Origin of the sequence: Corynebacterium sp. P3-F1, assembly GCF_030503635.1 — a bacterium.
Lineage (GTDB): Bacteria > Actinomycetota > Actinomycetes > Mycobacteriales > Mycobacteriaceae > Corynebacterium.
Genome location: NZ_CP129965.1, coordinates 417,733 through 429,999, shown reverse-complemented (window position 1 = coordinate 429,999; position 12,267 = coordinate 417,733). Strand labels below are relative to the sequence as shown.

Genomic DNA, 12,267 nt, shown 5'->3' with positions numbered 1-12,267 from the left:
GTTAGAGTTCCCGCACGGTGGTGCGGGCGAGATCAATGTCGTCGGGTGATGGGATTCCCGTCCCGGGTTTTGCTGCCGCGGCGGTGCCGTAGGCGACGGCATTGCGGAGGGCGTTGGGGAAGTCCTGGCCGTCGAGTCGCGCGAGCATATACCCGGCGAGGGAGCTGTCGCCTGCGCCGACGGTCGAGCTGACTTTGGCAGGTGGGGTGGAGGCGTGCCATGCCCTGTCGGCGGTGACGAGGCAGGCGCCTGCGCCGACGGTCGAGCTGACTTTGGCAGGTGGGGTGGAGGCGTGCCATGCCCCGTCGGCGGTGACGAGGCAGGCGCCTGCGCCGCCGAGGGTGACGAGGACTTCGCCGATGCCCTTGTCGACCAATTCCCGCCCGGCGGCGACCACGGTGTCGAGGTTGCCGCGGTCAGCTTGCCGCTCGAGTTCGACACCGTCGAGGCCAGCGAGTTGACCGAGTTCGAAAGCATTCGGCTTAACGACGTCCGGTGCGCCCCCTTCCAACTGCCTGCCCAGCTGTTTGAGCGGTTCGTCGGAGGTGTCGACAGCGATGAGCAGATCGTTGCCGACTTCACGGAGTGCGCGCACCAAGGTCGCGTACCAATCCGCCGGAGCACCGGGAGGGAGAGACCCGGCGAGCACGGCGGCTCGAGCGCCCGTTGCACGTGCAGTCTCGACGAGTTCGGCTTCAAGTCCCCTTACCGACGTTTCGTTCAGCCGCGCACCCGACTCATTGAACTTCGTCGTGCGGCCGTCGGTTTCGGTGACGGTAGTGTTTGTGCGGACGGGGTCGGGGACGGGGACGGAATGAAGCGGGATTCCATCTGCGGCAACCAATGTGATGAACGGATCGCTATCGCCTACGGGTGCGATTGCGATAGTGGAGTGACCCGCTTTCAAAACGGCGTTGGATACGTTGATGCCTTTGCCGCCTGCTTCGCGGCGACTCTCAGAAACTCGAAGGACACCTCCAGCCTCGAGCGCGTCGATGCTCATCGTTGCGTCGATACTGGGATTAGCGGTGAACGTGATGATCACGGGACAAAACCCTTTCAGCTCCCCTCCGTCGAGGAGCGATTCGGAACGGGGTAGGGTCTCCTTCATGTGCGGGGAATGACTCCTTAATGTCCGATTATGCCCGTTTTTGTGGGATTGCTCAAGAATGGGGTGAATAAGTGGGGGTCGTGGGGGATGGAAGCGACCAAGGAGGTGCGTGGGCGCGGATTTACAGAAGCGGTGCTGAGATAGCCGGGAACAAATGCGGGTCGGAATGCGGGTCGGAAGGATGCGGGGCGCACGGTATCGAGAACGACGGGGGAGGCGAGCCGCGAGGCTACGAGAAAAACGGGGGGTGAGCCGCAAGGCTATGAGAGCACGGGGCGCGAGCCGCATGGCTACCAGAGAAACGGGGGGCGAGCCGCATGGCTACATGAACGGAGAAAAGGCGGGCCGTGCGGCCGAGGATCGGCTTCCGAACAGGAAGGAAAAACGAACCCCTACTTCGATTTCACAGACGCGAATCGCGAAATGCGATTCGGGGAAGTCGGGTGAGAAAAGGGGCGGAGGTGCTATTCAGCCTGGACGACATCCACACCAAGTTCGGTGAGCTCCTCAACGAATGAAGGAGGTGCATCAGTGTCTGTGACGACTACGTCGACGCTGTCCAAAGCAGCGAAACTGACCAGATAATCGCTGCCGAGCTTGGAGGAATCGCAAAGCACCACGATCTTGCCCGCATTTGTCACCATTGCCGATTTCACCGCGGCCTCCTGCGCGTCAGCGGTAGACAAACCATGATCGACGGTGAGGGCGTTGGTGCCGATGAACGCGACGTCGGCACGCAAAAGCGCAAGCGTGCGCAATGCTGTGTCGCCGACGACTGCTTGAGTGATCGCGCGCACCGTGCCTCCGAGGAGCTGGACGTTGAGGTCTCCAGCGCTTGACAGATCTACGGCGATAGGCAGGGAGTTGGTCACGAACGATAACGTCGACGACCCCGGGGTGTCCTTGATCAGGCCAGCAAGAACATTGATCGTTGTGCCTGAATCGAGGAAGACTGATCCACCTTTGTCGGGGAGGAACCGGAGGGCAGCTTTTGCGATCGCCATCTTCGCTGAGGTAGCTGAGCGCAAGCGGGTGTCGAGGGGAAGCTCGGTGGTCAAATATGACCGGTTCGACACAGCGCCGCCATGTACTCGCTGCACGATGCCTTCGCGGTCCAGGACTGCGAGATCGCGGCGGATAGTCTCAGCCGTGACGCCGAATTTCTCAGAAAGCTCCGTGACGTTGACGCGCCCTTCAACAGCGGTGAGGGATGCGATCTGGCGGCGCCGTTCTTCGGCGTACATTGGCACTTCCTTCCGGGGCCTCGAAAAGACACGTGCGAGGCGGTCACGCTCCGGAGACCATTATTCCCCCGCGGACGGGCGAAACGCGTCTGAAAGAATTTGAGTGTGTCCGTTTCACCCCCGGACGGGGAGACTAGAGCTTACGGAAGACGGAAATAACCAAGCCCATGATTTCCGCGTCATCGCCCTTAATGGGGGCGAAAGCCTCATTGTGCGGCAGTAGCCATACGCCAGTGGAGTCTTTGTGGAACTCCTTGACGGTCGCCTCTCCGTCGATAAGCGCTGCAACGAACTGCCCTTCCTCCGCGACGGGCTGAGTGCGTACCGCAACCCAATCTCCGTCGAGGATGCCCGCGTCCCGCATTGATTCCCCGACAACTTGGAGCAGGTACAGCTCGCCGTCGCCGACAAGTTCTTCGGGCAGCGGGAAGTAATCGGAGACGTTCTCCTCCGCCAAAATCGGATTCCCCGCGGCAATCTGACCGACAACGGGAATGTAGCGCGGTGCCGCGGCTTCCTCCGGTGTTGGCTCGGCTTTCTTCCTCTTGCGGCCTGCCGGTTCCGGCAAGTGGCGAAGATCTACCGCGCGCGGCTTGTTCGGGTCCCGACGGAGGAACCCTTTCTTCTCGAGCTCCTTCAGCTGGTACGCAACCGATGACGTGGACTGCAGGCCTGCGGCATCCCCAATCTCACGAATGCTTGGTGGATAACCGCGCAGGACCACAGCATCCTGAATCACTTCGAGGATGCGCCTTTGGCGCACAGTTAACGATTTCAAATCCGGTTTGTTGTCTTCTCGTTTCGGCATCGGCCGCGTCCTCTTTCTTCTCGATGAAGATCGTCCGTCGGGCTGGGGTGAAACCCCTCGCACAATTCGACGACGCTGTCCTGCGTTCGGTTCCCTCGTCTCTTGTCTACCACGAGTAAGCAAACTTGTTCGAAATTTAGCGTCGATCGTTGGACAAACAATCTGGCCCTTGTTATAAATCGAACATAGGATCTATCGAACGTGCGCTCGAACGGTTGGTGGGGTGTGGTTCGAAGGGTTCATAAGATCGCAGTCAAACAAAGGAAAGGAAAGACAAATGACCATCTCAATTGCGCGTCCCAACACTGTTGAAGCTAACTCCTCCACCCGCACTCTTCGCGTCGCGCCCGCGGATGTGTGGGATCTTGAACGTGGCGGCGAACATGGAGCGCATGTATCGCGTGTTCGAACCTTGGACACGGAGAATCGAAAATATGGACCAGTCGTTCCGAGCCGTGTAGGAAATCTCCGGGAGGAAGACGAACGAGTCGAAAGCCGCCACGAGAAAGCCGGAGCCACAATCATGGGGGCGTTGTTCGGTATTGCGCTCATCGTCGGATCTGCATTTGGCGGTGCGTTTGCCGGCGGGGATGCCGGATTCGTCCCGGATGAGACGAGTCAGCACATGGCAGCCGTCATCCGGTAGAAGCCGATCCCGGGGGCGGGGCTTGGACCCGGGGTCCGTGCTGAGAACGGTTGGGGGTGGGCTGACCGTATATAGCGGTCAGTCAAACGGGGTAGGATCTTTCTTCGTGCACTGCCCTTTTTGTCAGAATGACAGCTCCCGTGTGTCCGACTCTCGTCTCGTCGACGGAGGGGCGGCCATCCGGCGCCGCCGCGAATGCACGGAATGCGGGGGACGCTTCACCACGATGGAAAAGGCCGTACTGACGGTTGTGAAGCGTAACGGTGTCAGCGAACCGTTCGATCGCGACAAGCTGATAGTGGGTGTGCGCCGAGCATGCCAAGGTCGCGATGTTTCCGACGATGCACTGAAGCGTCTCGCTCAAGAAGTCGAAGAGATCGTCCGCAGCCACGGAAGCTCGCAAATCCCGTCCAATGAAATCGGACTGGCGATTCTGGAGCCTCTCCGGGCACTCGACGAAGTCGCGTATCTGCGCTTCGCGTCAGTGTATAAATCGTTTGAAAGCGCCGATGACTTCGAATCCGAGATCCGTCTCATGCGCCGGAAGGACCGCGGAATGGAGAGTCTCTAGCCCCGTTCACGCACACTGGAAAGGTATCCAGGAAGTGCGTTAGATTTGGCGGTTTGACACGCGTGCGCTGGGGCTCGGGTTGCGGCCGCTGGGGCTGATGTGTAGCCCGCGATGGATCGTTCTCGAGTTTCTCCCGACCTGTTCGCTCTCGTTATGTCGATTGAACTCTATACCGATTGAGCTTTAGAGCGATCGAGTTCCTTCGCGCGGGCATTCGGCGCACGATATTGGGCTTTCCCATGCACGGCGTTCTACAGCTTGTCGATCATCTTCTCAATCCGGCGGGGGCTGACTGGCTTTGAAGTACCGAGGCGCTGCGCGAAAAGGCTCACCCTTAATTCCTGAATTCGCCAATTGATGTCCTTCACGGCACGGGATTTCGCTCGTTGCGCAGGCAAACGCTGAAGTTTCGCATCACGGTAAGCCTTGACATCGTCAACGACTGCTTGGCGGTCGGCATCGCGGTCGGGATCTAGCTTCATGTCGTCGAGGCGTAAACGGATCGCGGACACGTACCGCGGAAGATGTTGGAGGTTCTCCATGCCGTGAATGGTGACTGCGTTGTTGGGCAGGAGGAATTTCATTTGCTGCCGGATATCGTCGATGGCGGGGCCGTCCCAGTTGTCGAGTTCTGCGGCAATGTTGACGTATTCGACGATGCCGCCTGCGATCCCGACGACGGCGCGACGGACAGCACCGGGTACCTGGGGCTTGATGGTGTTCAGCAGTGAGTCGAATTCTTCGGGGCTGCGGACGGGGCCGCCGTTGGCCAACATCAAGTCGCGAATCGCTGACACACGCGCATCTTCCACAAGGCCAGCGGCACCACCGTGGGGGTACTTATCGACGGCCACGCGCTGGCGGAGTGGAAGCCCCTTCGTCATTTGGGTGACGTTGACCGGGATCTTGCGCATGAGCATGGCAAGTGTCGCGGTCATCATGGACGCGTCGGCGGCGGCTTTGGTAGGAAAGACTTTGACTCGGACGCCGTCAGCGGTGGCTTCAAGAGCCGGGAAGGCATCGATGTGGTTGCCTTCGATCTCGGTGGTGACGGTCTCGGGAACCGAGCCGAGACTATCGATGGTCCAGTCGGCGACTGAATCGGATTCGGCCATCTTTGTTGCCTTGGCCACCGAGGAGGTGATGTGACCTGCCTGGCGGTTCTTCATGGAGGCGAGATCCTTGTCGTGGTCGATGATCTTCCCGCGGCGGTCGACGGCTGCAAAGGTCATGGTCAGGTGGGGCGGGAGGGCCTCCGGCCGGAAGTCCATGCCGTTGATGCCGTGGCCCCCGAAGGAGCGGAGCACCTCAGCAAGCTGTTCAACGATGGGAGCTTCGAAGGGGACAAGCTTGCCCATTGCACGTTCTGCGAATTCTGGCGCTGGCACCACGGTTTTGCGCAACGCTTTGGGCAGGGAGCGGATCAGCTCGGTGACAAGTTCTTCGCGGAGGCCCGGCACGAGCCAGTCGAAGTCGATGTCTTCCAACCCTGCGAGCAGAGGCACAGGAACGAGCACCGTCACACCGTCGTACGGATCTCCTGGCTCGAATTTGTATTGCAGGTTGTAGTTGATGGAGCCTTGGCGCCATTTGTCGGGGAAGGCGGCTTCGGAGGAGTCGGCGGAGGCGTCGTTAAGCAATGCCTCCGGGTCGAAGTCGAGGAACGAAGCGTCGTATTGGCGCTTCTTTTTCCACCATGCGTCGAAGTGCCGGCCGGTGCCGATGTCGGAGGGGATCCGTTCGTCGTAGAACTCGAAGAGGGTGTCTTCGTCGACGACGATGCCGCGGCGGCGGACCTTTTCCTCCACGGCTGCCGCTTCCTTGAGAAGCGCGGCGTTGTGTTTGAGGAAGGCGTGGTGGGCATTCCATTCGCCCTCGATGAGGGCGTGGCGGATGAACAGGTCGCGGGCAGCCTCCATGTCGACGCGGTGGTAGGGCACGAGGCGGTCGGCGACGACGGTGACACCGTAGAGCATGGATTTCTGGTGCACCATCGGTGCGGCGCGCTTCTGGGACCACACTGGCTCCGAGTAGGAGTGCTTGAGCAGGTCACGCGCGACCTTTTCCACCCAGGACGGGTCGATAGCGGCGACATCGCGGGCCCAGAGGCGGGACGTTTCGACGAGCTCGGAGGCCATCACGAACTCGGGGGGCTTCTTGGCCAGGGCGGACCCGGGGAAAATCATGAAGCGGGTGCCGCGGGCCCCTTTGAATTCTTTCGAGTTGCCGTCGCGCGCCCCGATATTGGACAGCAGGCCGGTGAGCAGGGACTGGTGAATGGCGTTCGAGTCGCGGTCGGAAGATGCGGAAGGGACGGAAGCAGCCGACTGGCCCGGATCAACCGGACCGGAGGAAATATTCTTCCACCCCAACTGCTTCTCGGCGTCGCGGAGTTGGCGCACGAGGTCGAACCATTCGCGGATGCGCATGTAGTGGAGGAATTCCTTCTTCATGCGCTTGCGGAAGGCGTTGCCGGACAGCTCGTCGCGGGAATCTTTGATGTAGTCCCAAAGGTTGAGCGACGCGAGGAAGTCGGAGGTTTTGTCCTTGAATCGGGCGTGGGCTTGATCCGCCTGCGCTTGGTATTCGAGGGGTCGCTCGCGGACGTCTTGGATGGTCATGGCGGCGACGATGACGGTGACGTCGTGAAGCACGCCGAGGCGGTTTGCCTCGACGAGCATGCGCGCCATGCGGGGGTCGACGGGGATGCGGGCGATGTCGCGCCCCGTGCCGGTGAGGACGGGCGCATCGTGGTCTTCTTTGTCGGTGATGGCGCCGAGTTCGTGGAGGAGCAGCAGTCCGTCCCGCACTGCTTTGGCGTCGGGCGGCTGGACGAAGGGAAAGTCGGCGATGTCTCCGAGCCGGAGGTTGATCATCTGGAGGATGACGCTGGCGAGGTTGGTGCGCAGGATCTCCGGGTCGGTGAATTCGGGTCGGGCGTTGAAATTCTCTTCGGAATAGAGGCGGATGGCGATACCGTCGGCGGTACGTCCGGAACGGCCGGAGCGCTGGTTGGCGCTGGCTTGGGAGATTTCCTCGATGGGGAGGCGCTGCACTTTGGTGCGGGTGGAGTAACGGGAGATGCGCGCCAGCCCGGTGTCCACGACGTAGTGGATGCCGGGAACAGTCAGGGAGGTCTCGGCGATGTTGGTGGCCAGCACGATGCGGCGGCCAGAGTGTGGGGAGAATACGCGGTGCTGCTCGGCGTTGGACAGGCGGCCGAACAGGGGCGTCACTTCGACGCCGCGCCAGTGCTGTTTCTCGATGACTTCCATGGCGTCGCGGATGTCGCGTTCGGAGGCGAAGAAACAGAGAATGTCGCCGTCGCCTTCGGCCATGAGTTCTTTCAGGGCGTCGACAAGCCCGTCGAGCATGTCGATGTCGACGACTTTGGTCTCCCCGTTTTTCCCGGCGATTTCCGTTTCGAGGGGACGGTAGCGGATTTCCACCGGGTAGGTGCGCCCGGAGACTTCGATGATGGGGGCGGGTTCGCCGGAAGCGTCGGCAAAGTGCGCGGCGAAGCGTTCGGGATCGATGGTCGCGGATGTGATGATGACTTTGAGGTCGGGCCGCGCCGGCAGGAGTCGCTTCAAGTATCCGAGCAGGAAGTCGATGTTGAGGGACCGCTCGTGGGCCTCGTCGATGATGATCGTGTCGTAGGCGTTGAGGTAGCGGTCGCGCTGCATTTCGGCGAGCAGGATGCCGTCTGTCATGAGTTTGACGGCGGTGGTGTCGCTGACGCGGTCGTCGAAGCGGATGGCGTAGCCGACGGTTTCGCCGATGTCTTGCCCGAGTTCGTCGGCGATGCGTTCGGCGACGGTGCGCGCGGCGATGCGCCGCGGTTGTGTGTGCCCGATGAGCCCGCGGCGTCCACGCCCGAGTTCGAGCAGCATTTTGGGGATCTGGGTGGTTTTGCCGGAGCCGGTTTCACCTGCGATGACGACGACTTGGTTGTCGCGGATGAGTGCTTTGATGTCGTCGCGCCGCGCGGAGACGGGGAGATTTTCGGGGTACGTGATCGCGGGCACGTGCTTATCGACGTCCGCGACCTTTCCCGCCTCCGCATCCATGTCCGCGCTGATCTGGCTGAGTGCGTGCTGGGAGCGCGCTTTTTTCAGGCGACGTTGGAATCGCCGGACGCTGGCGATGGGTAGCTCGTCGAGTCGGCGGTACAGCTGGTCGCGGGTGATGTCAGGTTTCGTCATAGTCAACGCGCGAGTGTACCCGCACGCAGCGCGGGGCTAGCGCGTAACTGCCTTAGGCACGCTTATCGACGGTCGCCTGGAAGGCATCCGCTATGAGTTTTCCGAGGGCGACGAAGTCGTCGGAGCGTGTGGAGGAGGAGCGGTGCACGAGACCGACATTTCGGGATGCTGTGACGTTAGGGGCGAAGCGCGCGACGGAGACGTTGGGGCGGGCGCACTCGACGGGCACGGCACTAACGGGGAGCAGGGTGGCACCGTAGCCAGCGGAGACGAGCTGGATGATGGTGGTGAGAGAGGATGCCCGGGTGACGGAATCGGCCATTCCTGCCATGTCGAGGTTGGCTGTGCGGCACAGGTCCATGATCTGGTCGCGCAGGCAGTGGCCGTCGTCCATGAGCAGCATGTTCAACTGGTCAAGCTCAGAAAGCGTGACATCGTCGCGGCCAGCTAGTGGGTGGTTGTCTGCGACAGCGATGGCGAAGTCCTCGGTGTAGAGGGGGATTTCGGTCAAGCCTGTCGCGCCGGTGGGGAAAGCGATGAGGGCGGCGTCTAGCTGGCCGCTGCGCAGTTGCTCCATGAGCGCCGGGGTGGTCTCCTCCACGAACTTCGGCTCGAGGCCGGGGTAGCGGTCCTGGGCGATGCTAAGGAGCTCAGGAAGGAGGTACGGCGCGATTGTGGGAATGATGCCCAGGGTGAGCTGTCCGGTGAGCACGCCCTGTGCCCCGCGGGAGTGCTGGACGAAGGATTCGGCGGCTTCGAGCGTCGCTTGCGCGTAGGGCAGGAGTCTCTCGCCGACCGGGGTGACAATGACTTTGCGGGTGGAGCGCTCAATGAGCTGGATTCCCAAACCTGTTTCGAGGGCGACGAGCGCCTGGGATAGCGAGGGCTGGGAGATCTGCAGCTGGTTCGCCGCGGTTCCAAAATGACGGTGCTCCGCGATGGTGACGAATGTGCGGATTTGAGCCAGCGTCGGGCGGTACTCCTTGTTGTTCATGTTCTCAAAGTACAAGGATTGATAGGTTGTAGGACGAAATTAGGAATTATTTTTTGCACGCGCGCGACTCAATCATGGGTGTTCGTGGCTCAATCCAGGGTTGTCGCGGGTCAGTGGCACATTTCTAGCGAGCTCAGCCGAACCTCGCCGGCGGCGTCGGACGCATCAAGGTCGACGGTGCCGTGCAGCTGGAACGCGTTGTCGCCATCTGGGTCTTTAATGATCTGGGTGACGGTCCACGAACGTGAGCCAGGATCGGCATCGGTGAGGGCGAAATATTCGGGGCCGCGGGCGTCGGCATCGAGGTCGACGTCGTCGTACTCGTCGAAGTAGTCGTCCATGAGAGCTGGCCAGTCCGGTTGGTCGGCCAAGTCCATGTAGTCGAGCATGTCCGCCAGTTCCTTCTCTTTCTCGTAGGCGAAGAGTTCCACGAGACGGAAGAAATAGTTGCGCACCATGATGGTGAAGGCGCGACGGTTGGCGGTGAGCGCTGTCGGATCCTCCACACCGAAGGCCAGTTCGCGTTCTAGGTCGTCGCGGCTGATGGGGGTGGTGTCGTCGGTCATGTGGGCCCATTCGTCGATAAGCGATGAATCGACCTGGCGGATGAGCTCGCCGAGCCAGACGATGATGTCGTCGAGACGCTGCGTCATGTAGGCGTCGGGGATGGAGTGCGACAGGGTGCGCCATGCGTCGGTGAGGTAGCGCAGGACGACGCCTTCGCTGCGTGCGAGACCGTAGGTGGCGATGACGTCGGAGAATGTCATGGCGTGCTCGAGCATGTCGCGCACGACGGATTTGGGGGACAGGTCGAATTCTTTCGCCCACGGGTTGCCCTGGACGAACGTCTCGTAGGCGTCTTCGAGCTCCTCGCGCAGCGGCTGGGGGTACGTGACGTCTTCGACGAGCGCCATACGTTCTGTGTAGTCGACCCCGTCAGCCTTGAGCGCCGCGATCTCCTCGCCACGCGCGGCGGCCTGTTGGGCCTGGAGCAACTGGCGCGGATCGTCCAGAATCGCCTCGAAGGTCGAGATGACGTCGAGGTCGTAGGTCTCGCTCGCGGGGTCGAGCAACGTCAGGAACGCCAGCGCGAAAGGCGCGAGCGGCTGGTTGAGCGCGAAGTCGCGGTCGAGCTCCGCGGTCAACGTGTACGGGCGGAACGCCGGCGAGTCCGGGGTGCGCTCGACCACCTCGGCGGCAATGAGGCCGCGGAACAAGTCGACGGCCGTGAGAATGTCGCGGTTCTGCTTAGCCCGGGTGTCGTGGTTGTCGCGCAGCAGGTGTTTCATGTGCTCGTACCCGTCGCCCGGGCGGGCGACCACGTTGAGCAGCATCGAATTGGACACTGCGAATTGGCTGGTCAACTCTTCCGGCTCGGCTTCAGTGAGCCGGTTGAAGGTGTTCTCGGACCAGGAGATCTCGCCGTCGCGCGGAGATTTCTTGCGGATCTTCTTCAGCTTCTTCGGGTCGTCGCCGGCCTTGCGGCGCAGCTTCACGTTCTCGATCTCGTGCTCGGGTGCCTCGACAACGACAGTGCCTTCCGTGTCGTACCCGGCGCGGCCCGCGCGTCCGGCGATCTGGTGGAACTCGCGGGATTTCACGATGCGCTGCTTCGTCCCGTCGAATTTAGCCAGCCCCGTCATCAAGACTGTGCGGATGGGCACGTTGATGCCCACCCCGAGGGTGTCCGTGCCGCAGATGACCTTGAGGTGCCCCGCCTGCGCAAGGCGCTCGACGAGGCGGCGGTATTTCGGCAGCATGCCGGCGTGGTGGATGCCGATGCCGCGGCGCAGCAGCTTAGACAGGGTCTTGCCGAAGGTGGTGGTGAAGCGGAAATCGCCGATCGCTTCCGCGATTGCCGCTTTCTCCTCCGGGCTGACGATCTTCATGGATGTGAGCGCTTGCGCCCGCTCCGTCGCCTCCCGCTGAGAGAAGTGGACGACGTAAATGGGCGCTTTGCCGTCAGCCAGCAATTCCTTAATGGTCTCGTGCACGGGGGTGAACACGTAGCGGAAGTCGAGCGGGACCGGGCGTTCGGAACCGCCGACGAACGTGGTTTTGCGCCCCGTACGGCGGGAGAGGTCGTCTTCGAGCCACGCTGTATCACCAAGCGTTGCGGACATGAGCAGGAACTGCGCCTTGGGCAGTTCGAGCAGCGGCACCTGCCACGCCCAGCCCCGGTCCGGCTCGGAGTAGTAGTGGAACTCGTCCATAACCACTTGGCGGATGTCGGACTTCGCGCCTTCGCGCAGTGCGATATTGGCCACGATCTCGGCGGTGGCGGCGATGATGGGGGCGTCGCCGTTGACAGTGGCGTCGCCGGTCATCATGCCGACATTCTCGGGTCCGAAGATCTCGCACAGGGAGAAGAATTTCTCGCTCACCAGTGCCTTGATCGGCGCGGTGTAGAAGGACCGCTGGCCGCGCGACATGGCGATGAAGTGCGCGGCGTTGGCCACCATGGACTTACCGGAGCCGGTGGGGGTGGCCAGGATGACGTTGTCCCCGGCCAACAACGCCAGCGACGCTTCCTCCTGTGCCGGGTAGAGCCTAATCCCGCGCGAGGTGGTCCAGGAGGTGAAGGCATCCCAGACGGCGTCGTCGATAAGCGAGCTCGGTACGTCCCCAAGGTCGGTGAGATGGTCGGCGAGCGTCGGTGCTGAGGTGTTGGAAGTCACCTCCCCCACG

The 12,267-nt window shown here is 61.9% G+C and carries 8 protein-coding genes; 2 read left to right on the top strand and 6 right to left on the bottom strand.

Annotated elements, in window-relative coordinates; translation table 11 throughout:
- Position 1: 1 nt before the first annotated feature.
- The 3 genes from QYQ98_RS02015 to lexA all read right to left on the bottom strand — a co-directional run bounded on the left by QYQ98_RS02015 (position 2) and on the right by lexA (position 3,163).
- Positions 2 to 1,045 carry a 1-phosphofructokinase family hexose kinase gene (locus QYQ98_RS02015; RefSeq protein ID WP_302007796.1) on the bottom strand — a complete coding sequence of 348 codons (1,044 nt, stop codon included), beginning with the start codon at positions 1,043 to 1,045 and terminating at the stop codon, positions 2 to 4.
- Positions 1,046 to 1,575: 530 nt separating this feature from the next.
- The gene (locus QYQ98_RS02010; protein ID WP_302007108.1) at positions 1,576 to 2,355 is read right to left on the bottom strand and encodes a DeoR/GlpR family DNA-binding transcription regulator; all 780 of its coding nucleotides are present in this window, start codon (positions 2,353 to 2,355) and stop codon (positions 1,576 to 1,578) included.
- Positions 2,356 to 2,488: 133 nt separating this feature from the next.
- Entirely contained in the window at positions 2,489 to 3,163 is a 675-nt protein-coding gene (lexA, locus tag QYQ98_RS02005) for a transcriptional repressor LexA (protein ID WP_302007107.1), read from the bottom strand.
- A gap of 523 nt (positions 3,164 to 3,686) precedes the next feature.
- Here lexA and QYQ98_RS02000 point away from each other — a divergent pair.
- On the top strand, positions 3,687 to 3,809 hold the full coding sequence (locus tag QYQ98_RS02000; protein WP_302007106.1) for a hypothetical protein: 123 nt from the start codon (positions 3,687 to 3,689) through the stop codon (positions 3,807 to 3,809).
- 106 nt (positions 3,810 to 3,915) lie between these two features.
- Positions 3,916 to 4,380: a transcriptional regulator NrdR gene (gene nrdR, locus QYQ98_RS01995; RefSeq protein WP_302007105.1), complete on the top strand. Its 465-nt coding sequence runs from the start codon at positions 3,916 to 3,918 to the stop codon at positions 4,378 to 4,380.
- Positions 4,381 to 4,631: 251 nt separating this feature from the next.
- Here the strand turns inward: nrdR and hrpA are convergent, their stop codons facing one another.
- From hrpA to QYQ98_RS01980, 3 genes are all read right to left on the bottom strand, one after another.
- On the bottom strand, positions 4,632 to 8,585 hold the full coding sequence (hrpA, locus tag QYQ98_RS01990; RefSeq protein ID WP_302007104.1) for an ATP-dependent RNA helicase HrpA: 3,954 nt from the start codon (positions 8,583 to 8,585) through the stop codon (positions 4,632 to 4,634).
- A gap of 52 nt (positions 8,586 to 8,637) precedes the next feature.
- Entirely contained in the window at positions 8,638 to 9,579 is a 942-nt protein-coding gene (locus tag QYQ98_RS01985) for a hydrogen peroxide-inducible genes activator (protein WP_302007103.1), read from the bottom strand.
- A 110-nt stretch (positions 9,580 to 9,689) separates the two neighbouring features.
- A complete protein-coding gene (locus QYQ98_RS01980; protein WP_302007102.1) occupies positions 9,690 to 12,266 on the bottom strand; it encodes an RNA helicase in 2,577 nt (858 codons plus the stop codon).
- Position 12,267: the final 1 nt, after the last annotated feature.